The sequence below is a fragment of the Oenococcus oeni DSM 20252 = AWRIB129 genome (genome assembly GCF_000372485.1).
Classification (GTDB): Bacteria; Bacillota; Bacilli; order Lactobacillales; family Lactobacillaceae; genus Oenococcus; species Oenococcus oeni.
This window is the reverse complement of record NZ_AQVA01000010.1, coordinates 1-22,439: the sequence shown is the minus strand read 5'-3', so window position 1 is coordinate 22,439 and position 22,439 is coordinate 1. Positions and strand designations below refer to the sequence as shown.

The 22,439-nt window shown below is 38.1% G+C and carries 18 protein-coding genes, 4 pseudogenes and 2 riboswitches; of the genes and pseudogenes, 8 read left to right on the top strand and 14 right to left on the bottom strand.

What is annotated here, in order from left to right; genetic code table 11:
* Positions 1–17: 17 nt before the first annotated feature.
* Positions 18–189: riboswitch (Lysine riboswitch) on the bottom strand.
* A 119-nt stretch (positions 190–308) separates the two neighbouring features.
* The gene (gene rpmF, locus A3G9_RS0107275; protein WP_002817356.1) at positions 309–491 is read left to right on the top strand and encodes a 50S ribosomal protein L32; all 183 of its coding nucleotides are present in this window, start codon (positions 309–311) and stop codon (positions 489–491) included.
* Positions 492–554: 63 nt separating this feature from the next.
* On the opposite strand, the gene A3G9_RS0107270 is transcribed toward rpmF, so the two are convergent.
* The 10 genes and pseudogenes from A3G9_RS0107270 to A3G9_RS01000000109560 all read right to left on the bottom strand — a co-directional run bounded on the left by A3G9_RS0107270 (position 555) and on the right by A3G9_RS01000000109560 (position 10,619).
* The gene (locus A3G9_RS0107270; RefSeq protein ID WP_002817357.1) at positions 555–2,216 is read right to left on the bottom strand and encodes a formate--tetrahydrofolate ligase; all 1,662 of its coding nucleotides are present in this window, start codon (positions 2,214–2,216) and stop codon (positions 555–557) included.
* An 83-nt stretch (positions 2,217–2,299) separates the two neighbouring features.
* Entirely contained in the window at positions 2,300–3,022 is a 723-nt protein-coding gene (locus tag A3G9_RS0107265) for a YebC/PmpR family DNA-binding transcriptional regulator (protein WP_002818648.1), read from the bottom strand.
* Positions 3,023–3,115: 93 nt separating this feature from the next.
* The gene (locus A3G9_RS0107260) at positions 3,116–3,928 is read right to left on the bottom strand and encodes a homoserine O-succinyltransferase (RefSeq protein WP_002818647.1); all 813 of its coding nucleotides are present in this window, start codon (positions 3,926–3,928) and stop codon (positions 3,116–3,118) included.
* Between the two features lies 1 nt (position 3,929).
* A complete protein-coding gene (locus A3G9_RS0107255; protein ID WP_002818646.1) occupies positions 3,930–5,066 on the bottom strand; it encodes a trans-sulfuration enzyme family protein in 1,137 nt (378 codons plus the stop codon).
* Positions 5,063–6,172: pseudogene (locus tag A3G9_RS01000000109570) on the bottom strand (trans-sulfuration enzyme family protein). The gene A3G9_RS0107255 and the pseudogene A3G9_RS01000000109570 overlap by 4 nt, the downstream one beginning before the upstream one ends.
* Positions 6,173–6,175: 3 nt before the next feature.
* Positions 6,176–7,299: pseudogene (locus A3G9_RS01000000109565) on the bottom strand (5-methyltetrahydropteroyltriglutamate--homocysteine S-methyltransferase).
* A gap of 383 nt (positions 7,300–7,682) precedes the next feature.
* Positions 7,683–8,292, bottom strand: a pseudogene (locus tag A3G9_RS1000000109975) (response regulator transcription factor).
* A complete protein-coding gene (locus A3G9_RS0107215) occupies positions 8,292–8,783 on the bottom strand; it encodes an ABC transporter permease (protein ID WP_002817363.1) in 492 nt (163 codons plus the stop codon). The pseudogene A3G9_RS1000000109975 and the gene A3G9_RS0107215 overlap by 1 nt, the downstream one beginning before the upstream one ends.
* The gene (locus A3G9_RS1000000110510) at positions 8,776–8,961 is read right to left on the bottom strand and encodes a hypothetical protein (RefSeq protein WP_002818635.1); all 186 of its coding nucleotides are present in this window, start codon (positions 8,959–8,961) and stop codon (positions 8,776–8,778) included. The genes A3G9_RS0107215 and A3G9_RS1000000110510 overlap by 8 nt, the downstream gene beginning before the upstream one ends.
* On the bottom strand, positions 8,955–10,619 hold the full coding sequence (locus A3G9_RS01000000109560; protein ID WP_002821462.1) for an MFS transporter: 1,665 nt from the start codon (positions 10,617–10,619) through the stop codon (positions 8,955–8,957). Before A3G9_RS01000000109560 ends, A3G9_RS1000000110510 begins: the two co-directional genes overlap by 7 nt.
* A 161-nt stretch (positions 10,620–10,780) precedes the next feature.
* On the opposite strand from A3G9_RS01000000109560, the gene A3G9_RS0107205 reads away from it, so the two are divergent.
* Positions 10,781–11,362 (top strand): TetR/AcrR family transcriptional regulator, encoded by a 582-nt coding sequence (locus A3G9_RS0107205; RefSeq protein ID WP_002818632.1) that lies wholly within the window; start codon positions 10,781–10,783, stop codon positions 11,360–11,362.
* A 112-nt stretch (positions 11,363–11,474) separates the two neighbouring features.
* Here the strand turns inward: A3G9_RS0107205 and A3G9_RS0107200 are convergent, their stop codons facing one another.
* From A3G9_RS0107200 to A3G9_RS0107190, 3 genes are all read right to left on the bottom strand, one after another.
* Entirely contained in the window at positions 11,475–12,323 is an 849-nt protein-coding gene (locus A3G9_RS0107200; protein ID WP_002818630.1) for an oxidoreductase, read from the bottom strand.
* 236 nt (positions 12,324–12,559) lie between these two features.
* Entirely contained in the window at positions 12,560–13,555 is a 996-nt protein-coding gene (locus A3G9_RS0107195; protein WP_002818628.1) for a YeiH family protein, read from the bottom strand.
* A 148-nt stretch (positions 13,556–13,703) separates the two neighbouring features.
* Positions 13,704–14,441, bottom strand: a complete 738-nt coding sequence (locus A3G9_RS0107190; RefSeq protein WP_002817368.1) for a nitroreductase family protein — start codon at positions 14,439–14,441, stop codon at positions 13,704–13,706.
* Positions 14,442–14,620: 179 nt separating this feature from the next.
* Between A3G9_RS0107190 and A3G9_RS0107185 the strand changes: the two genes are divergently transcribed.
* Positions 14,621–15,718 carry a helix-turn-helix domain-containing protein gene (locus tag A3G9_RS0107185; RefSeq protein ID WP_002817371.1) on the top strand — a complete coding sequence of 366 codons (1,098 nt, stop codon included), beginning with the start codon at positions 14,621–14,623 and terminating at the stop codon, positions 15,716–15,718.
* A 2-nt stretch (positions 15,719–15,720) separates the two neighbouring features.
* Here the strand turns inward: A3G9_RS0107185 and A3G9_RS0107180 are convergent, their stop codons facing one another.
* Positions 15,721–16,617: a YczE/YyaS/YitT family protein gene (locus tag A3G9_RS0107180; RefSeq protein WP_071444257.1), complete on the bottom strand. Its 897-nt coding sequence runs from the start codon at positions 16,615–16,617 to the stop codon at positions 15,721–15,723.
* Between the two features lie 206 nt (positions 16,618–16,823).
* Between A3G9_RS0107180 and A3G9_RS0107175 the strand changes: the two are divergent.
* The 5 genes and pseudogenes from A3G9_RS0107175 (at position 16,824) to A3G9_RS1000000109955 (ending at position 22,428) form a co-directional block, all read left to right on the top strand.
* Positions 16,824–17,783: pseudogene (locus A3G9_RS0107175) on the top strand (ketopantoate reductase family protein).
* Positions 17,784–17,871: 88 nt separating this feature from the next.
* Positions 17,872–18,041, top strand: a riboswitch (Lysine riboswitch).
* Positions 18,042–18,146: 105 nt separating this feature from the next.
* A complete protein-coding gene (locus A3G9_RS0107165) occupies positions 18,147–19,754 on the top strand; it encodes an ABC transporter substrate-binding protein/permease (RefSeq protein WP_002820607.1) in 1,608 nt (535 codons plus the stop codon).
* Positions 19,751–20,497: an amino acid ABC transporter ATP-binding protein gene (locus A3G9_RS0107160; protein WP_002818620.1), complete on the top strand. Its 747-nt coding sequence runs from the start codon at positions 19,751–19,753 to the stop codon at positions 20,495–20,497. The genes A3G9_RS0107165 and A3G9_RS0107160 overlap by 4 nt, the downstream gene beginning before the upstream one ends.
* A 127-nt stretch (positions 20,498–20,624) precedes the next feature.
* On the top strand, positions 20,625–21,290 hold the full coding sequence (locus A3G9_RS0107155; protein WP_256207103.1) for an NAD(P)-dependent oxidoreductase: 666 nt from the start codon (positions 20,625–20,627) through the stop codon (positions 21,288–21,290).
* 350 nt (positions 21,291–21,640) lie between these two features.
* A protein-coding gene (locus tag A3G9_RS1000000109955; protein WP_094515910.1) for an IS5 family transposase occupies positions 21,641–22,428 on the top strand; the annotation gives its coding sequence in 2 pieces (ribosomal slippage) (positions 21,641–21,908 and positions 21,908–22,428; 789 coding nt in all).
* Positions 22,429–22,439 lie beyond the last annotated feature (11 nt).

Below are 22,439 nucleotides of genomic sequence, written 5' to 3'. Positions count from 1 at the left end.
CTTACGCTTACTCGTTTGTCCGTCCTAGCACTCCACATCTCTGTGACAATCCGTGATTTATTAAACCACGACTCAATCGATAAGTATCTGCTCATACAATCGATTTCGGCAAAATCCCCTTTCATTTATTAGATCCTAGCAGGGACTATCTAATAAACTAATGATGTCATTTGCACCTCTATTACGGATGATAGATTAAGTGTATCATAAGAATAAAACTTGTTAAATGACAGTTTATTTAAGCTTTCGCTTGACTTTCAAGGGTATTTTTGGGAAACTTATATAGTTATTAAATAAAGGAGCACTTCATGGCTGTTATATCAAATAAAAATTCAAAGTCACATAAGCGCAACCGCCGCGGACATATCGCTTTGGAAGTTCCAAATATCGTTCTTGATAAGACGACTGGTGAATACACGGTAGCACATCATGTTTCACCAAAAGGACTTTACAAGGGTCGTCAAGTTGTTGCGGCGCCAAAGCAAAAGTGATTATAAAAAAACGATCTTAATTGATCGTTTTTTTACTCTTAAATTAGTTGCAGCCTACAAATATTAACTTAACCCACTAATCTTGCCGTTCTCATCTACATCAATTTTTTCGGCAGCTGGATTTTTTCCTAAACCAGGCATCATCAAAACTTTGCCTGCCATCGCAACAATAAAACCAGCGCCGATTTTCGGAATAAAGCGGCGAATATGGATCGTGAAGCCAGTCGGTGCGCCATGAATCTTGCTATCATCGGTCAGGCTGTTGGGCGTTTTGGCGATCACAACAGGTAACTTGCCCCAGCCGTTTTCTTTGACTTCGGCTAAGTCTTTTTTAGCACGATCAGATAATTCGAAATCCTTGCCGCCATATATCTTTTCGACAATTGTTTGAATTTTATTTTCAATGGAATCATCGGCCTGATAAAGTGGCATAAAGAATCGTTGATTGTCGGTCGCTTCAATAACCTTTTTGGCTAAATCCAAAGACCCTTCAAACCCATCAACAAAACTAGTGACAATCTCAAATTGTAGTTTCTTTTCACCTTCAACGAAATTCTTGATCAGCTGAATTTCTTCCATATCGTCATCAAGGAATTTGTTCAAAGCAACAACAACCGGTTTGCCGTAATGTGTCATCGCTTCTAAATGCCTATTCAAATTATCCAATCCGTTTCTAACAGCATCGACATTCTTATCCGACAAATGATCGAGCGCCACCCCACCATGAAACTTCAGAGCCTTAACGGTGGCAACAATTACGACAGCATCAGGTTCTTTACCCAAAACAGGAACTTTAACATCCATGAACTTTTCCCCGCCAAGGTCTGAACCAAAACCTGCTTCCGTCACGGCAAAATCAGCCAGCTTGAGAGCAGCATCCGTTGCAACAACTGAATTAGTTCCTTGGGCAATGTTCGCAAAAGGTCCGCCATGAATAATAAAAGGAGAATGTTCTAGCGATTGAACCAGATTCGGGTTAATCGCATCCTTTAGGATCGCAGTTAACGCGCCAGCCACTTTTAGATCTGCAACTGTAACCGGCTTTCCCTGGACATCCAAGGCTACTACGATTCGGCTCAAACGTTTTTTCAAATCAAAAAGATTCTTTGAAAGAGTCAAAACAGCCATAATTTCAGAACTGGCAGTAATATCAAAGCCGGAATTTCGTTCCGGACCATTAACTCGACCTTTTCCAAGGGTAATTTGGCGAAGAGCGCGATCATTCATATCGAGTACCCGGCGCCAATAAATATTTTCAGGATCGATTTTTAATTCATTCCCCTGATGTAAATGATTATCGATCACAGCTGCAAGCAGATTATGAGCTGCCGAGACAGCATGTATATCGCCGGTAAAATGCAAATTAATATCTTCCATTGGAATAACCTGGGCATAACCGCCGCCGGTCGCACCGCCTTTGAGACCAAAAACCGGCCCCATCGAAGGTTCCCGAAGAGCACCAATCGCAGATTTTCCCAAACGATTAATCGCATCGACCAGACCGATTGTGACAGTTGTTTTTCCTTCGCCGGCGGGAGTTGGATTAATTGACGTGACAAGAACCAATTTACCCTGCCGGGGCATATTTGCAATGCTGTACGCATCAATTTTTGCCTTATCATGCCCATAAGGTATCAGTTGAGAATCCGATAAACCAATCTGCTTGCCAATTTCTGTAATCGGAAGCGCTTTGATACTATGATCAATTTCAATATCTGATTTCATGTGTACAATTTTAGCAAATTGTTAAAAGATAACAAAGAATAACAAAAAAGTATCTGCAATTGGTATACAGATACTTTAAATTATTAATCAGCAGTGGTATAGACAGCTAAAACATCATCGTTATCTTCCAGCTCGTCGATTAATTTCTCAAATTTTTCCTGATCAGCTTCAGGGACTTCAACCGGGTTTTGAGGAATCATTGTAATTTCCGACTCAGCTAAGTCATATCCTTTATCAGTCAAAGCACCCTCAACCGCAGCGAAGTCTGCCGGTTGACTAAAAATCTCAAATGCGTCGTCGGAAGTCTGCACATCTTCAGCTCCAGCTTCAATTGCATCCTCCATTACTTGATCCTCAGTAATATCCGGGTGTGATTGACGGTCAATCACAAAATGGCCCCGGCGATCGAATTGAAAACTAACCGATCCGCTTGTTCCCAATGAACCACCATGATGATTAAAAGAATTTCTTACATTGGAAACAGTCCGATTAATATTATCGGTCGACGTTTCGACTAAAACAGCTATGCCACCAGGAGCGTAACCTTCATAAGTTGCTTCTTCGAACTTAACATCGCCGGCACCCGTTGCTTTATCCAAAGCACGTTGAACGTTATCCTTTGGCATGTTGGCGGCTTTGGCCTTGTCCATAACCAAACGAAGACTGGCATTAGCAGATGGATCAGCACCGCCAGCCTTAGCTGCAACATACAAATCGTGACTTATTTTTTGGAAAATTTTTCCACGCTTAGCATCCTGAGCATTCTTGCGGCCTTGGATGTTGTGCCATTTACTATGACCTGACATTTTATACTCCTTCAAATAATAAAAATACTGTTCAATTTTACGATTTTTCACTGAAATAGGCAAGTTTGTCAGTATTTGTATTATGCAACTATTTTAAAATTGTCTCAATTTGCAGTTTTCCGCAAGATCAAGCCAAGTCGAATATAAAAGCGTAGAATTTCTTGACCAGGTTTTTTGAGGAATTTTGTTTTTATCGAAATAATTACGTGGTTCATCGATCGACAGACCTCTTTTTAAATCACGAGTATATTCATTAGCCAGTGTTTCTCGATCGTATTCCGGATGACCGGTAATTATAAAAGTTCGATTTGTTCGATCAAAAGAAATTAACGAACCGTCTTTGTCATTAGTAATTACCTGCCAGCTCTTAGCAAGACCGTTAATTTTAAAATAGCGGGATTGGGGAACTTGAATCGTCTTGGTGCCTTTTAGAAGACTATATACAGGCGTTTCGTAAATACCAGAAACCTTTTTTCTTTCGAGACTGTAATCCAGATGATATTCTATTCTTGAAAGAGCCATCGCCGACCAGCACTCGAAAGTCGAAAAAGCGACATGTTTTTTGCGCCATTTCAGAATTTCCAAAAATTCCGGAAAATAATCTATTTGAGAAAAATCGATAAATTCCAATGGAGCACCGGTCACCAATAAAGCATCGTAATAATTGTCTTTAATATCGGCAAAAGTTTTATAAACTTGTCTAACCGCCAGGGAGTCATGTTTTATCTTATGAGTAGCCGGGACAATAAAAGTCAGATTGAGTTTTCTTTTGGTTGAATTAAACAAATCAAAAAAATTCTTTTCGACGTGTCGCCGATCAGGCATTAAATTCAAAATCAAAATTTCTTTTGCCTCTGAAGCGATATGATCTGTTTTTAAAAAACCGCTACGAACACCAACCATCATTTTAATCCTCCAATGCTTGATTAAAATCATCAATTAAATCGTCGGCATTTTCCAGGCCGACTGAAATTCTCAAAAGACCTGGTGTGATACCATCGGCAGCCAGATCATCGGCCGATAATTCAGCATGACTCATTTTCGGCGGATAACTGACAATTGTTTCCACTCCACCTAAACTGACCGAAAATACAGGAATCTTGATTTTTTCAACAAATTTCCTGGCAGCCTCCTTTGAGCCTAAATCAACCGATAAGACTGCACCACCGGATTTTGCCTGCGATTTGTGGATTTCGTATCCAGGATTACTCGGCAAACCTGGATAAAAGACTTTTTTCCCTGATTTCTCAAACCATTCGGCAATTGCCTGGGCGCTGGCTGCTTCTCTTTGAATTCGAACTCCTAAAGTTTTAATCGATCGTAAAAGCAGCCACGCATCTGTAACTCCCAATGTCGCTCCAATCGCATTTTGAACAAAGTAAACCTGATCACCCAACTCTTTAGTTTTCGTTACAACCCCCCCAGCTGTTAAGTCGGAATGACCAGCCAAAAACTTGGTTGCTGAATGAACAACGATATCTGCTCCCAGTTCCAAAGGTTTTTGCAAAAATGGCGACATAAAAGTATTATCAGCAATCACGATCAAATGATTTTGATGAGCAAGCCGACTAATTTTTTTAATATCCGAAACTGCCAAAGTCGGATTACTTGGTGTTTCGATATAAACGGCCTTGGTTTCTTTTTTGATTGAGTTTTCAATCGCTGACAAATCCGAAAAATCAACAAAACTATGGTTTATTCCAAAACGCGGCAGAATATCGTTCAACAAGCGGTAGGTTCCGCCATAAACTTCTTTACTGACCAACAAATGGTCTCCTTGTCCAAAAGTCAATAAAACTGAACTGATGGCGGCCATCCCGGTTGAAAAAAGAAATCCGCGTTCACCGTTTTCTAATTCAGCAATGGCATATTCGGCAACTTTTCTTGTTGGATTACCGGAACGTGCATAATCGGATTCGCCAAACTGATCAAAATTCGATTGATGAAAAGTACTGGAAAACTGAATCGGCGTATTGACCGCTCCGCTTAATGGACCAATTTTAGTAGTTGATTTAATTAATTTTGTCCAATCGGATTCTGTCATTTGGCTCCTTTGATCACTTGTTTTAAATCGTCTAATAAGTCATCTTTGTCTTCTAAGCCAACACTTACGCGAACAAGATTATCGGTAATTCCCAATTCGTTGCGACGCTGCTGGCTCATGTCGTGATGAGTTTGAATGCTTGGGATCGTTATCAAACTCTCCGCACCTCCCAGACTTTCAGCAAAAGAAAACAATTTAAGACCCTGTAAGAATTTATCGGTATCATAGCCATCGCTTAAATAGAAACTAATCATTCCGCCAAGCCCGGGATAAAGAATTTTATCAACTCCATTGATTTTCGTTAATACTTTTGCAATATATTGAGCTGAGCTGCTGTGCCTTTAAACCCGTAAAGACAGTGTTTTCAACGATCTTAACAAAAGCCAACAGGAAAAAGGATCGAGAACCTGTCCTCTCGTGATTAAATTTTCTTGAAGACTTTTCGACAGTTCTGAACGAGAACTAACAACGACTCCAGCCAAAATATCATTGTGGCCGCCAAGATACTTGGTTGCAGAGTGAACAACCAAATCAGCCCCTAATTTAATCGGATTTTGAAGAATTGGACTGAGAAAAGTGTTATCAACAGCGACCAGTATCTTTGAATCTATTTTATGAACAAAATCAGCAACTTTTTTAATATCAATAATCTTCATCGTCGGATTGCTGGGTGTTTCAAGCCATATCAAACGAGTTTTAGGGCTGATTTTCTGCTTTAAATAACTAAAATCAGTACCGTCCCAAAGAGAATAATCAATGCCGTTTTTTTCGACCAAATCATCAAAATATCTAAAAGATCCACCGTATAAATCATCGGAAGTGATGAAGTTGTCGCCTTTTTTCAAAAAAGTCGAAAACAGCAAATCGATAGCTGCCATTCCCGATGAAACAGCAAAAGCATTATCGCCGTATTCGATTTCCGCCAACTGTTTTTCCAAAATTTGCCATGTCGGTGTTTGCAAACGGGCATAATCAAAACCAGTCGATTCGCCTAAACCAGGATGGCGAAAAGCAGTTGAAAAGTAGATCGGTGCGACTACGGCTCCGGTTTTTTGATCGTCGCTGCCGTTTCCGCCTTGAGCCAAAATTGTATCGATATGTGCCAACTTCTATCCCCAAACTTCCTCGATGATTGATTTAACCAGTGCCAATTTTTTCCATTCATCGGCTTCGGTCAACTTATTTCCTTCTTCAGTTGATGCAAAACCACATTGGGTCGAAAGCCATAAACGATCAAGCGGCAAGTACTTCTCGGCTTGATGGATACGGTTGATAATCAACTGGCGATCTTCTAAGATCGGTGATTTGCTTGTAATTAATCCAAGTACAACGTTCTTATCTCCAGAAACCTTCGCCAGCGGTTCAAAGCCCCCAGCCCGTTCAGAATCGTATTCCAAAAAATAGGTTGAAACATTTTCTTTGCCAAACAACTTATCGGCCACCGAATCATAGCCACCCTGCGCTGCCCAATCCGAGTGGTAGTTGCCACGGCAAATATGAGTATTAACTGTCAAATCGGATGGTAAATCGGCAATAGCTCCATTATTCAAATCCAAATAAATATCTTTTAACTTTTCTGGATCGAAACCAGCACCGACCATTGTCTGCCAGAACTTTTTATCAACAAGCATCCCCCAAGTACAGTCATCGATTTGAAGCAAACGAGCACCGGCTTGGTAGAAAGCCAAAATCGCCTGATGATAAACCTTGATAATGTCGGAAAACAATTCTTCATCGGTACCGTAAAAATCACGAATAGTTTTTGAATTGGACCCACGAACCAACTCCGCATAAAATTGTGCCGGAGCAGGAATTGTGACTTTAGCCTGCGCGCCATTCTCTTCAGCAGTTTCTTTTAAAAACTTAAAGTCATTGATAAACGGATGTTTAGTGGCATCAAATGAAAGTTTTCCATTTAAAATCGCTGTATCGTCGCGCGTTTCCTCGTGTGCAAACAGGTATCCTTCTCCGTAATGGACGTGCTTAACTCCACCAAAGCCCCAGAAAAAATCTAAATGCCAATAACTGCGCCGCAGTTCCCCATCAGTAACATAATCAAGACCTGCTTGTGCCTCTTTTTGAACCAGTTTCTTTATTTCACTGTCCTCGACAGCGTGCAAATCACATACGATATTTCGCCATCAGCAAATTTTTTCTTAGCAACCTTAATTGCTTGAGGCCTTAAAAAAGAACCAACATGTTGAAAACCAATTTTATTTTTTACTAAAGTCATTTTTCCCCCTCCAAATAAAAAATCCCGCAACCAGAATAGACTGATTGCGGGACGATAATTCGTGTTGCCACTCGCTTTTTACAAAAAAGTCACCTTTAATGTACTTAACGACTACGTCATATTGGAAAATGATCCTCAGATTATAGTCTGACGCGATAACGGGCGCACCCGGAAAATGCTTGCGGTAAACCACTCACACCCTCGTTGCTCAAAGACCATTTTCATCCGTATTTCGCTGCCAACTCCCATCAACGCTGGCTTTCTTAGAACTATTAACGGATTACTTATCTTCTCAATGCAATAGTTATTGGTAACTATGCTACATGAATGAGAAAAAATGTCAATGGAATATTTAAAAAAGATTGTCTTTGCATTCGGTAGGACTAAATCCAATCGTACTTTTTTGCAATCTGGATTGCAGTAATTCGATTAACTGCATGCAACTTATCTAAAATTGTCGACATATAATTTCTAACAGTACCTTCACTTGAAAATAATTAACCAGCGACCTTTTTTGTAGTAAGCCCTTTTTCAACTAATCTTAAAATATCTTTTTCTTGTTTACTCAAGGGATTTTTTTTAAAATTAATCAAACTAGTTACCAGTTCCGGCGCATAAATAGAATGTCCGGCAATAATTTTATACAAATCTGATATCAATTCGTCACTTGGACTATCCCTTTAACAAATAACCGCTGACTTTTGCATTGACCGCCCGTTGAAAGTAGTCGGCTTTGGCAAAAGTCGTCAAAATAACAATCTTACTTATTGATTTTTTATCCCGAAAAAGTTCCTCGGCAACATCAAGTCCGGACATTTTCGGCATTTAGATATCCAAAATTGCAATATCCGGCTGCAAATTACGAATTTTCGTCAAGGCTGTTCGGCCATCTTCGGCGCTGTCAATCACCTCAATATCATCTTCAAGATTCAAAATACCGGTTAGAGCCGTTTTCAGCATAGTTTGATTTTCTGCTATAAATACCCGCATTATTAATCTCCCTGGTCGAATAATTCAATTGTTGCAACGGTTCCGTTCCGACCACTCTTAATTTTAAATTTTCCACCTACAGCAGCTAATCTTTCTTTGATACCAGTTAGCCCGTGAACCGTTGAACGCGCTTTCCCTTTATCGAAACCGATGCCTTTGCAATTAATAATAAAAAACCAAATAAACAAATTAACTATACAAATAATTTTTATATTTTCACCATCAGACAACCTTTGTCCACCAATGTTAAGCACATAAACCGGAGAAAAGTGGCCAATCCAGCGCAGAAAGATCGGCATTTGGTCAAGCGGCCACCACAGTCCGCTCACAATAATCAAGGGAAAAGCTAATAAATTTGAAAAAACTTCTCGATTATTTTCATTAGAAATCATCGAAATCATCAGACCGACTAAAGCGATCGGCAGGCTGGCAAACAAAAGCCAAAACAACATGAAAATAAATTCACGTAAACTAAACAGAACGTGATTAATCATTTATCTGTTTATAATCAGTAAAAAAAGCAATTGGAGAGAACAATAAAACCAACAAAGCAGCTAAAAGATAAGTATGGCTGAAGGCTTGAGCAAGCTGCTTATTTTTTTCATGCTTAATCTTTTTCAAAGCCGTCAATAAAGTATCTTTTTGAGCTAATTGTTTAACAGCAATTAGCAACTTTTTTGTCCTTGCTCAACCCTTTGATTTCCTTCGCTCAATTGTTTGGAAGATGATGCTATTTTCGCCATGGCATCATTTTCTTTACCAAGGACAGCCAAAGTGGTTGCTATTTTTTGATTATTTTTTACAATCATTTGATTTGCTGAATTTAGCTTGCTTTCAGCTTGATATGCCCGATAAAGATCAGTCCCTCTTTTAGGTTGGGGCAAATCTTTTTTTGATTTAGCAGCACTTTTAAGAGCGCGCTTCAAATTCGCCTCTTTGTTTTTGCTTGTTAACTTCGTCGAGCCACTAATTGCAAATACTTTATTAAATTGCTGCCGTGCCGTAGTTTTAACGCGCGGTGACAATTTTTCTTGATTAATAATCCCAGTTGCGTTTTGGTGGATATTCTGTTTAGCAGTATTAACGTTGTTATTGAGTACTGTTACCAAAATAGCAATTCCTAAGCATGTTCCAATCTGACGAGCAGCATTAACAATACCTGATCCAATACCACTTTTATTTTTAGGAAGATGTTTAACAGAGGCTACCAAAGAAACTGAAGAAAAGCCAAAACCAATTCCATTGATGATTAAAAAAACAACCATCACATCTTTTGGAGTATTTGTTTTAATAAAAGATAAGAGTAATAAGCTGATAGCCATTGTTAATATACCGATAAAAGTGACAGGCACAGCCCCAACCTGATCAAATAATTTAGTCCCTAACGGCATCGCTACCATAATCGTCAAGGAAACCGGAACAATGATCAATGCTGCGTGCAGAGCTGTATAGTTCAAAACATCCTGTAAAAAGTAATTCAGTATAAGAGTTGAACTAACCAACGCAAAGCCAGTTAAAAAATAAACAAAACTAGAAGCTGTCAAAGTTTTTTCACGAAATAATTTTAATTCCAATAATGGATTTTTGACCCTGGTTTCCACAAAAATAAACAGAATAATAGCTAATAAGCCAACAACAAGTGATCCTAAGATAATTCCGGAATTCCATCCGTACTGGCGACCCTCCAGCAAACCGAAAGTCAGACCGCCTAAACTCAGTGTTAAAAGTAACGTTCCGGGTAAATCGATTTTACCAGCCAAAGTTTCGTCATAAGACTCTTTTATCCAAACTGCAGCAATGAAGAATGAAACGATTGTTAAGGGCACATTAATCCCAAAAACCCAGCGCCAAGAAGCGTATTCAAGAATTATTCCACCGATTGGCGGACCCCCGGCTGCCGCTAAAGCGGTCACTGCCCCCACAACACTAGCAACTTTGGACATTTTTTCTTTGCCGAAAATTTCAATTCCCATTGGCAAAACGATTGGTGTAATAATGGCACCGCCTAAACCTTGAAAAAAACGAAAAACAATCAATTCCGTCAACGAATTAGCCAGCATGCAGGCAGCTGAAAAACCGCCAAATAATGCTAATCCCAAAAGCATAATTTTTTTGCGTCCATAACGGTCAGCAATTTTAGATCCCGTAATCATAAAGACTGCTAAAGCCAAGGTGTAAATGGTTGCCACCCAGCTAGCATCGGTAAGACTCGCATTGAAATACGTCATAATTTTAGGCAAAGCAATGTTAACAATCGTACTATCCAATGTTCCCATAAACATGGCAATAGTTAATCCAATAAAACTGATGCCTTTAACAAAACGCGACATTTAATAATCCCCTCTTTCCGGTAACAAATGTTTCTTTTGTATACATTTGTTACCCTTTGATGCGTTTTCTAGTATAATCAAAGCTAATCGCAAAGACAATCATTTCTTGACAAGTGATACAGATTGCCATGATATGTAACTGATCTTCAGGGAGAAACGGAATGAATGGTAAGCAACGAATGGTTGAACAATCTAAACAATGGTTAAGCGAAGCACTAATTGAATTGATGAAGACAAAAGATTACCAGGATATTTCAATTACTGAAATTGCTCAAAAGGCAGAACTTTCTCGCAAAACCTTCTATCATTCTTTTAAAAATAAAGAGGCGGTTATTAATTACTTGTGCGACCAATTATTTGATCAATATTTTCAAAAGCTAGTGAAACAGGAACCACAAATCGGTGAAGCAATGCTTAATACAACTTTTGATATATTTTTGAATTTTTGGTGGCAGCAAAGATCGATTATTCGTTTATTGATTCAACAGGGTCTCTTCGATCATATGAATGAAATTTGGCAAAAAAAAGCAGTTCCTCGTTACAACCAATTTGCTGCTCCTTGGCATGTTAAAGGAACTCCCAAACAAGTTGCTTATGTAATGGCTTTTCAGTTGGGAGGTTTCACTAATATCCTAAGATTGTGGCTGGGACAAGATAGCCCTGAAGCACCAGAAAAAATTAAAGATCTCATGCTTTTGGCTGCTCGTCAGTTGGCCGACAGTCTTAATCCACAAAAAAATTAAATTAGTCTGGAGAACAAATATAAATTAACAGATAATTTTGTTCCGAAAAAAATCAGCCAAATAAAAAACGCTCAATATCTATTGAGCGTAAATTTAAAGTTTAACTTAAATACTATTTCCAATAATCCTCATCCCCATAATTTAAATGAGTACTATCGGCTTCGTTATTTTTAAATTCGGTCAAAGTTTCCTGATAAAGTGCCGTCCCGCGCTGATAAGCATTTATTCCGGTTAAGAAATGGAATGGTGGTTCTGTCATATTGGCCAATTTAAAAATGGCTTTGGCAGCTAATTCCGGAGATCCATCCTGTTTTCCAGATATTGATTCGGTATTATTAGCATTTGCATGAGCCGTTTTTTGATAATCGTCAATTGTTTCAATAGCTGCTTTATGTGAAGAGCCAGCCCATTTGGTTCTGTAAGGACCGGGTTCAATATTTGTAACATAGATCTCCAAAGGAGCGACTTCTTTGGCCAAGGCAGAAGACAAGCCTTCTAAGGCAAATTTGCTTGCATTATAAAAACCAAAAGCCGGGGAGCTGACTAGTCCACCAACCGAAGTTATATTGATAATCCGACCAGAACGTTGTTTACGGAAAAATGGTAAAACCGTACGTGTCACATCGGCAGCTCCCCAAAAATTTGTATCCATCATTTCCCTAACGGTTGATTCATCTGATTCTTCTACGGAACCAAAATATCCCCAGCCGGCATTGTTAACTAGAATATCAATCTTTCCAAAATGCTTGATTGCTTCATTGACTGCTCTAACAACATCATCATGATTAGTCACATCCAAACTGGTTGTATAAACATTTTTATATTCTTTTTGCCAGTGAACAATCTGATCAAGATGCCGGGCCGTTGCAACAATCTTTTGTTTTTGTGCGATTAATTCATTAACCAATGCCTGACCGAAGCCAGAACTGGTCCCAGTAACAAACCATATTTTTTCCGACATAAACTGCCTCTTTTCTAAAGTATGCACCTAAATTATATTCGAGATTTATGAAGATAATTATTACAATTTGAGTGTTACGACTATTTCAAAAGAACAAAAAATAATTTGGCAGTCGATATTTTACTAATTATATGTAAGAAACACAATTATTATCGCTTCTATGAACAATTAGGAATTGGAAATTCCTTTATTTGCTTTAATGGAAACTTAATCATTGCCTGTCCGATTCTTTTATTTTATCCAAATAGAACGTTGATCATCAGAACTGCAAACAAAATTTGGAAACAAACTGTAACCAATCCGTAAATCATAAACTTTTGTCCGGAATTTTTAACCGTTTGCCATTTAAGGTTCAAACCGATTCCGGCTAAATTAACAATCCCAAAGAAATTAGCAATTGATTTAGCCCCCGTGTTAACAGTATTTGATAGATTAAAAAAAGAATTAATAAATACAAAAATTATAAAAACGATCACAAACCAAGGAACTGCAACTTTCTTACTGTCGGTCTTAATTTCATCGGCCCTTGTTCGATCAGCAAAACGGGCAAAAACAAAAACAACTACAGACAAAAGAATAACTCTCAGCATTTTGAACAAAGTCGCATAGGTAACAACTGCCTGATTTACTAAAGAAGCGGTTCCGACCACCTGGCCAACTGATTGAACAGTTCCTCCGATTAAAGCACCGATCAACAAGTTATTACCATGAAAAATATTTGGACCAATTACAGGCAAAAGAAATAGTAATACGACACCACTTAAAGAGACAGTTGCAACCGCTGTTCGGCGTTGATCATCGCTTGCCCTGATTGCCGGAGCAACAGCAGCGATCGCGCTTGAACCACAAACAGCGTTTCCACTAGCCATCAGCATCGCAGATTCGGATGGTACCTTAATAAAACGTCTTCCAACCCAAAGGACGAAAAGAATCGTAGCCATCATTTGAAAAAGGATGAAGATTACTCCTTGAATTTTAAGAGACGAGATGGTTCGTAAAGTTACCGTGAGTCCCATTAAAGCAATCCCGATTTCAATCGGGAACTTTTCGGCCCATTTAATTCCGGGCATCCATTTTTCATCCTTGAAAACCGTGTTTCCAATCAGAATCCCCAATAACATCGCAATCGCTTCACCGCCAAGACTTGGCAGATAATCAGCCGCTATTTTTGCCAGAAAGGACACTATAGTTGTTAAAAGAATTCCTTTAATCATATTTTTTTTAATTTTCATCAAAACCCCAATGATACTATTTAATCACGGAATAATAATTTGTTAAATAAATGTTTTTAATATTTACTATTAAGAATATAAATAAAAAAATAAAAAATAAAAATCATCACTCATAAAACAAAAGTGATGATTTTTAAAAAAGATCTAATTATTTTAGATTGAAACCTTTTCTCTTGGCATATTCGGTCAAAGCAGTCGTATCCTTAGCCTTCGTTAAAGCTTTTTTGTTATGTTCCGTCCAATTCTCATCGATATTTCTGCTCTCGTAATAACTACGCATCGTTTTGTTATAATCAGCAATCCCTTGATCGATTACATTCGTATCATAAGAATCTTTTTGCCAAAAAGTTGACAAAGGCAGTTTTGGTTTAACTCCCGGGTGTCCGTCAGGAACTCCCAAGGCCAATGTGAAAACAACTTTAGTCATTTCTGGTAAATCCAAATAGTTTTCATAAATTTGAAAGGCTCTAACCGGTCCGGCCATTGTAACACCACCGTAGCCTAAAGATTCGGCTGCTATGATAGCCGCATAGGCCGAAACGCCGGCAGACAAAGCTGCCCCTTCGGCTATGTTATAGGCACTTAAATTAGTTTGGGCTATTTCGCGTTCTTTTCCTTCAAAACCAACCAGCAATTTATGATAATCGGCAAGAATCACAAAAAAACGATCCGAACTGGCGACATAGGGCATATTAACCAAATCGGCGGCCTGATCTTTGACTGATTGATCCGTAATTTCAACATAGGTCACTGGCTGATAATTATTAATACTCGGCACTGACTGCGCTGCCGACATAATCTGTTCCATATCGGATTCCGGAATATGTTCACCGGTAAATTTACGAATCGAAGCACGGTTGTGAATCACTTTTAAAAGGTCATTCATTAATTCCTCCTTACTTACTCAATATAAGTATTTTAAACTTTAAAAGATGCTAAAGCTTTAAAATAAAAAATACAGAATAAAATTTATAAAATTAAAAGAGGTTATCTATCTTCGAACATGTTTCGAACATGTTTAATATTGGCCATCCTCCGATAGAATGAAACCTATGAGGTTCGATAATGAAAGTAAAAGACTTGGAGCTTTTCTCAGAAATAATTAATCAAAAGATTTACATATGGAAAAACAATCATTTATATCTGGTCAATAAAAATAATATCAATGGAAATCGTGCTTTAATAATAAAGTTACTCGCTTTTGCGAAAACGAATACTTTCACCCTAATCAAACACGAATCAGAACATGCTTTGATAGTTCCCTGCCCAAAAAATATTCTGATTTACATCGAAATAAAGCACAATTCAAAAATAAAAGCTTTCAATCTCAGTTCAGTTGAAAGCCTGCTCTCTGTCCGCCAAACCGGTGAATTCGTTTACAAATTATATACCGGTCAGGATTGTCCGTATTCTTTTATAACCTTCAAAAATACTGAACAAAATTCATCAATAGGCAGGCAAACAAGCCAAAAGACGGTCATTTCGCCAGAATTACTTTTTAAAAACGAATCATTGATCCTGGATTCGATTTCAAAACTTGATCGAAAGTCCGTCAAAGAAGCTCTTAGAGGACTCACTCACGTTCAAATTATTGGCGAAATCTTTGCAAACAATAACTTAATCCGTGGCGAAAAAGATACATTAATCAGTTTTATCGCATCACTAACGCAAACAGTCGTTATGTCCGGGCTACCAGCCAAAGAAGCTTATGAATTGGAAGATTCTCTAATCCAGGCGATCGAGCTCAGGCCGACGCTGCCGTTATTCACAGAGGTAATCCAAGAAATCGTTTGGATTTTCTATAATCAGCTCCTGGACCATCGAAAAAAAGCTGTTTCCTCAATCTCGGAAAGAACCAGCAACTATATTCAGAATCATATTCGTGAAAAAATAACTTTAAGTGGGATTTCTTCTGCTTTAAATACTCCAAAACAAACTTTAAACAAAGCTTTCGAAGCAAAATATTCGATCACAATCAACCAATACATTCGTAACAAAAAAATTTGCAAAGCAAAAGAGCTTTTGCGGGCAAATATATTAAATCTAGAGGATATTTCTAAATTTTTATCATTCAGCAGCAAAAGCTACTTTGTGCAAACTTTTAGACAAATAACCGGCTTCACGCCAAAAAATTTCCAAAGAAAGAACAATAATACAATTTAAAATTATCGTTCATTGCTCTTGCCTCTTTTGAGCTCCTCTTTTTTCAACATGCTCAATTGTTTCTCGGCATTTGACAAAAGATTCCTACTATTTTCAATCGTATGGTGAGCGTCTTTCTTTTTAGTTTCGATTTCTGCATTCGAGTATTTGGAAAGCTGCTGCTGCATTTGAATTGTTTGATCATAACCGCGAGCAACAAGGCGATAAGTGAACTGAGCAATATTGATGAAACCATGAGAAACTATTTTGCCCGAAGGCTGCCGAGCAAATTCCGAAATTGCATGATTAATCGGAAAACTAATTTTCTGATTCCAAAAAACAATTAGAGGACCAGTGAAAAATGCAATAATGATCGATGCCAAGCCAACCGAGCCACCAACAAAGAAGCCAACAATTATAAAAGAAATATCTTGAGTTACACGACAGACTTTATATTTCAAATGAGTAATTTTAGTAGCAATCGGTGCAATTGCGTCATAAGGAGCAACACCCATATCGGTCGACATATATAAAGAACTGCCAAGCGTGAAGAGGATCAAACCAATAATCAAATAACCAAGACTCATCCAGGTGCTGCTTTCTTTTCCCCAGAGATTGATAAACAGTTTTGTAAATATATCAATCAAAAATCCGACGCCAACCATATTTAAAACTGTTCCAATTCCAATTTTTCCCTTATCGAGCCAAAAGACAAAAATCAAAATAACGAAATTAATCGTTAGCTGATAAGTGCCTAAAGAAATTCCCAGATGATTTGCAATACCCAAATTTACCGATGTAAATGGGTCAAGACCAAAACCACTAATACGACAGAAGCTTGCGCCAGCGGAAAGAATTGCAATACCGATAAAAGAAAGAACAACTTTTAAGAAGATTTCAAGATAATTTGTTTTTTTCATATTTAATAAACGTTTATAAAACATTTCTAATAAAGTATTTATTTTACAAGAAAAATGTTAAATAACCAAATTTTAAGATTTAAGCAACTTATTTATGAAAAATTTTGGAATTTATATTATTAAAAAATATTCTCAAGAATTTCCTTGTTAATAATATTCCATAGTTGTATACTATGTGAAATTTATATTAAAGGAGATTAATAATTATGAAATACGCAGTTGTCGGTGCAGGAGCGATGGGCCTTCGCTATGGTATCTTGTTACAATACAATGCCGGAGTCGAAGTTGATTATATTGAACCGACAGAAGCCAGCCTTGAAAAAATTCACGCTCAAGGCGATCAAGTTTGGAAGAGTCGTGATCACAAAAACCGCCATTTAGTCAAAACTAGAGTTTATTCACCTGAGGAATACCAAGGAAATCCCGATGTTTGGATTTTCTTTATGAAACAAATGCAACTTCAGAATGCACTCGAGCGCTTAGCTCCGAAAATTAAAACACATCAAACGGCACTTGCGGCAATGAATGGAATGGGGCATATCGAAAAACTACAGCAATATTTTTCCGATGATCGGATCATTGGCGGAACCGCAATGATCGCAACTGTTCTAAACGATTATGGAGATGTTGATTTCATGGGTGCTGAGGGTGCCGGAACATCGGTATACGCCAATTTAACCGAAAAGGATTCAGAAACGATTCAAAAAATTAAAAAAGATTTTCAGGCTGCAAATTTGAATCCAAAAATAACAGAAAATTTTATGGGAACCTTGTTAACGAAGGTCTTCTTCAATTCGGTTGAAAATTCAATCGTAACAATGTTTCAATCGCGCATGGGAGAACTGCTTTCTTATGATAATTTCCTGGAAGGTATTGCTCGTCCATTAATCGACGAAGCTTATGATGCTGCCGAGGCAGCCGGTTACAAATTACTTGAATCGCGGGACGAAATGGTAGCACAAGTTGAATAAGTTTCAAAAATTGCCAATCCATTGCACTACCCTTCCATGTATCAGGATTTTTCAAATGGACGGAAAACCGAGGTCGACTATATCAACGGTTGGATCGCTGATTTAGCTGATCGAGAAGGAACCGAAGCCAAAAATCAACGAATTGTTCAAAATATGGTGCATTTGGCAGAAGCAATGCGTCAGTTTAAAAAATAATTTTTATAGGTATTCAACTTTCGAAATTCAGTTTGAATTTGACTTGTTAACGAATGAATAATATACTTTTTTCGAAATCTAATAACCGCAATAAAATAGAGGCGCGATCATCACAAAAACTGCTGAGTGTGTATTCACGATGAAGCAGTCCTAAGGGTTATCGCCGAAACGAGATTATAAATGCATATAATCTTTGTTGGGACATGTGGAAAAACCGCATGGACTGTCTCGGTCAATCCGGGGAGTGCTATTAATTGGGAATTTTATCTTCTTTACTTAAATTGCCTTTTTACCTCTATTAATCTCTGTTAACGATTAATGGAGGTTTTTTATTTGGTTGGATTGAATTTGGAGGAGAGAAAGATGCATTTAAGAAAATATCTATTGATGCTTTCAATAAGTATTTTGGCTGGCATATTGCTTATTTTTTCGGTGTTTCCAACCGAGAAAGCAGCGGCCGCAAAAAAAGACGATAAAGTCTTTTTAGTCGGGATGGAGGCAAACTACCCACCGTTTAATTGGACTCAACAAAATAAAAAGCATGGTGCTGTCCCAATCCAAGGGTCAAACCTTTATGCAAATGGCTACGATGTTCAAATAGCCAAAAAAATTGCCAAAAAACTAGGAAAAAGAGTTGTGGTTGTCAAAACCGAGTGGGACGGACTTTTGCCGGCTTTAACTTCTAAAAAAATTGATGCAATCATTGCCGGGATGACCCCTACGCCTGAAAGAGAAAAAACAATTGATTTCACCAAACCCTACTACAATTCCAAACAGATTATCGTTGTCAATAAAAACAGCAAATACGCTAAAGCTAAAACTTTAAGTGACTTCAAGGGTGCTAAACTAACGGCTCAACTGAGCACTGTCCAATATAGTTTGATCAAGCAGATCAAAGGTGTCATCAAAGAACCGGCAATGAAGGATTTTGCCTCAATGCGCGTTGCCTTGGAATCGAAGACAATCGACGGGTATGTCGCCGAACTTCCCGAAGGTTTGAGCATGGCCGTTGCCGATCCAAACGCAACTTATGTTGAGTTATCAGGAAAAAAAGGTTTTAAACTCAATTCAACTGAATCTCAAGAAGCAATTGGCTTAAGAAAAAATGATCCAAACGAAACTAAGATTAATCAAATTTTGAGTGGTATTTCACTTAAGACTCGAACTAAATTAATGCATGATGCCGTTTTGAATCAACCGCAGGCAACAACCCAAGGAAATTGGTTTATTAATATTTGGAAACAATACGGAAACATGTTGCTTCGTGGTATTGGAATGACACTACTACTATCAATCGTCGGAACGGTTGTCGGCTTTATTATCGGCCTATTAATCGGGATTGTTAGAACGATTCCCAAAGCCAAAAAAAGACCGAGACGGTATCTGATTAACTTTGTTAATTGGCTTTTATCGGTTTATATTGAAATTTTCCGAGGAACGCCAATGATTGTCCAAGCCGCAGTCTTTTATTATGGAGCCGCTCAGGCCTTTAATATTAATTTGGATAGAACGACTTCCGCTTTGATTATCGTTTCAATCAATACCGGTGCCTATCTGGCCGAAATTATCCGTGGTGGAATAATTTCTATTGATCAAGGGCAGTTCGAAGCAGCCAGTGCTTTGGGAATGACCCATTTCCAACAAATGGAGAAAATTGTTTTGCCACAGGCAGTTCGCAATAGTATTCCCGCGGTAACAAATGAATTCATCGTCAATATCAAAGACACTTCTGTGCTCAGTATAATTTCCGTTTCCGAATTATTTTTCACCGGATCGACAATTGCCGGGCAAAATTTCCAATTCTTCCACACTTATCTCACAATTTCACTGATCTATTTAGTATTGACTTTCACAATTACACGAATCTTCCGCATGATTGAAAAACATCTTGACGGACCGAAAAACTATGATTTAATGACCAACGAATTTCAAGTTGACACACCAAAAATAGGAAGTGAAAAAGAAGAATGAAAAAAGATTATATCCTAAAAATTAATCATTTAAAAAAATCTTTTGGTCAACACGAGGTCTTAAAAGATATAGATCTAGACATCGAAAATGGCGAAGTTTTAACAATTATCGGTTCCTCAGGATCCGGTAAATCAACGTTACTGCGCTGTTTGAATCTTTTAGAAGAGCCAACTAGTGGGCAAATAATTTATCAGCAACAGAATATTCTCGATCCTAACTTCGACCGAATTCAGTATCGAGCTAAGGTTGGGATGGTTTTTCAACAATTCAATTTATTCAATAATCTAAATGTTTTAGATAATTGCATTGTTGCTCAGACAACGGTTTTAAAAAAAGACAGGGATTCGGCAAAAAAAGCGGCCTTAAAACAACTTGAGCGTGTTGGAATGGCCCCATATGTTAAAGCAAAACCAGCACAATTATCTGGCGGTCAAAAACAAAGAGTCGCAATTGCCCGTTCTTTGGCAATGTCGCCCGACTTAATTCTTTTCGATGAACCAACTAGTGCGTTGGATCCGGAAATGGTTGATGGAATACTTGATATCATGAAGGATCTGGCTCATACAGGATTAACAATGATTCTTGTAACGCATGAAATGGGTTTCGCGCGAGATGTATCGGACCATGTCGTTTTCATGGATAACGGAGTGATTGCCGAAAAAGGGACCGCCGAAAAGATTTTTGGTGAACCGGAAAATCCAAGAACCCAAGAGTTTTTAAAACGATACCTTAATCGAATTTAAAACTTGATTTATTATTAACAGTTCCTTTTAGGAACTGTTTTTAATTAAAAACAGAGCAAAAAAGATGAAAAATAAAGCGACTATACTAATGTAAGTAAGAATAAATTTTAAATTAAAAGAAAGTGAGATCAATACGATGAAAATTTTAATCATCGGCGCAACTGGAATGGCCGGTTCGGAAATTGTCCAAGCCGCAAGTAACCGAGGACATAAAGTAATTGCCCTCGCTCGTTCGGAAGACAGATTGAAAGAATTAAGAAAAATGAATCCAGGAATCAAACTATTGGTTAAGGATGTCTTCCAGTTGAGCAAAGAAGAATTATCATCGGTCGACGTAATCGTAAACGCCTTTTCTGTTCGTCCAGAAAAAGCCTACCTGCATGTTGATCTGGCAGCAAAATTAATTTCCTTCTTTAGAGAAACAGAAACTCCAAGACTAGTATTTATCCTAGGTGCCGGCAGTCTTCACACCGGAACTGACCATCATTTGCTAGTTAAAGATATGGAAAAAGATCCAAAAAACAAATCTTTTATCGCTGTCCCCCAAAATCAATTGAAAGAATTTAATTTCTTAAAAGAGGTCGACAACGTCAATTGGGTTGGCATTTCCCCGGCTGCTTCATTCCATGCTGGCAAAGCCAAATCTGTTTTAAAAGGAAAAGAAGATTTATTGTTTAACGAAAATGGAAAATCAGAAACATCTTCTGGGACAATGGTGCAAGCAGTTTTGGATGAAATTGAAAAACCAGTGCACAGACAAGTGCGTTTTACGGTTGCAGATGGAATTAACTAAATAAAGATCATTATTTTAATCTCGGAATTATACGCCATTTTTTAAAGCGGTCAAAATTCAGTTAATTATTTGTGGGATCGGAATATGTACTCTTAAAAAGATTTTCCATCTTCATTGTTCATCCATCTTTTAGAAAGACCATTTTAATTGATATTTTCTTTCTCTTTTCTATAGAAATATCCTGACATTTTTCTTTAAAAGTTCGATGATTAATCAGAAAGAGTTTTTTACTTTTTAAGACTCTTAATTTTATTTCTATGGAGAGATTTAATGGACACAGTCTATTTAAGAACCTGTCTAGTATCTGCTGAATCTGGTAGAATTGTGGAAAACCGACTGAGGAGTTTGTCATGCCAGATTATCCAAGCAATATTTCTCGAGCGCAATTTGCGTTAATACAACCTGATTTAGAAAACTTCCGCAAGCATACAAGACCGCGTCGTTATGATCTTTATGACGTATTCAATGCCATCCTTTACTCGCTTACTACAGGGTGTCAATGGCGTGAATTACCGCACGATTTCCCGGAATGGCACACTGTCTACCGCTATTACGATATGTGGCGAGATAAACCAGACCCGACAGCTGATTCGCTATTAGAAAGGCTTTTAAAAAAACTGTTGCTTCCTATCGCTTTGCACAGGGCCGATCGGCCCGAACGTCGTTTGTGATTGTTGATGCTCAAAGTGTTAAAACCACTGATTTAACGAAAAATAGTGGCTACGATGGCGGCAAAAAGATTTCAGGGATTAAGCGTCATATGGCGGTTGATATTAATGGTTTACCACAAGCCATTCTCGTGACACGAGCTAATGTATCAGATCGTTCAGGTGCATTGGCTATGTTTAGTTTGGCTAGCCAAAATTTAGAGCTGGTTCAGCATGTCATGGTTGATGGTGGCTACACTGGCAATGACTTTGCGGATCAGGTGAAGCTCATTTTGAATGCTAAGACGACGGTAGCTAAACGCAACGAGTTGCATATGTTCACGGTGTTACCGCAACGATGGATCGTTGAACGTTCATGGAGTTGGCTAGACAAATGTCGGCGACTTTGGAAAAACTGTGAACGTGCCCTTAACAGCAGTCTTCAAATGGTTGTATTGGCCTTCCTGAAGATAGTTCTTAAAAGATACTAGACAGGTTCTTA

Bases quoted from the DNA above. Each gene is read 5' to 3' on its own strand.
- A3G9_RS0107260 (WP_002818647.1), bottom strand. From the start codon at position 3,928: ATGATGGTTGGTGTTCGTAGCGGTTTTTTAAAAACAGATCATATCGCT.
- A3G9_RS0107205 (WP_002818632.1), top strand. From the start codon at position 10,781: ATGAATGGTAAGCAACGAATGGTTGAACAATCTAAACAATGGTTAAGC.
- A3G9_RS0107255 (WP_002818646.1), bottom strand. From the start codon at position 5,066: ATGACAGAATCCGATTGGACAAAATTAATTAAATCAACTACTAAAATT.
- A3G9_RS0107160 (WP_002818620.1), top strand. From the start codon at position 19,751: ATGAAAAAAGATTATATCCTAAAAATTAATCATTTAAAAAAATCTTTT.
- A3G9_RS0107265 (WP_002818648.1), bottom strand. From the start codon at position 3,022: ATGTCAGGTCATAGTAAATGGCACAACATCCAAGGCCGCAAGAATGCT.
- A3G9_RS0107190 (WP_002817368.1), bottom strand. From the start codon at position 14,441: ATGAATGACCTTTTAAAAGTGATTCACAACCGTGCTTCGATTCGTAAA.
- A3G9_RS0107165 (WP_002820607.1), top strand. From the start codon at position 18,147: ATGCATTTAAGAAAATATCTATTGATGCTTTCAATAAGTATTTTGGCT.
- A3G9_RS0107215 (WP_002817363.1), bottom strand. From the start codon at position 8,783: ATGATTAATCACGTTCTGTTTAGTTTACGTGAATTTATTTTCATGTTG.
- rpmF (WP_002817356.1), top strand. From the start codon at position 309: ATGGCTGTTATATCAAATAAAAATTCAAAGTCACATAAGCGCAACCGC.
- A3G9_RS0107270 (WP_002817357.1), bottom strand. From the start codon at position 2,216: ATGAAATCAGATATTGAAATTGATCATAGTATCAAAGCGCTTCCGATT.
- A3G9_RS01000000109560 (WP_002821462.1), bottom strand. From the start codon at position 10,619: ATGTCGCGTTTTGTTAAAGGCATCAGTTTTATTGGATTAACTATTGCC.
- A3G9_RS0107180 (WP_071444257.1), bottom strand. From the start codon at position 16,617: ATGAAAAAAACAAATTATCTTGAAATCTTCTTAAAAGTTGTTCTTTCT.
- A3G9_RS0107200 (WP_002818630.1), bottom strand. From the start codon at position 12,323: ATGTCGGAAAAAATATGGTTTGTTACTGGGACCAGTTCTGGCTTCGGT.
- A3G9_RS0107185 (WP_002817371.1), top strand. From the start codon at position 14,621: ATGAAAGTAAAAGACTTGGAGCTTTTCTCAGAAATAATTAATCAAAAG.
- A3G9_RS0107195 (WP_002818628.1), bottom strand. From the start codon at position 13,555: ATGAAAATTAAAAAAAATATGATTAAAGGAATTCTTTTAACAACTATA.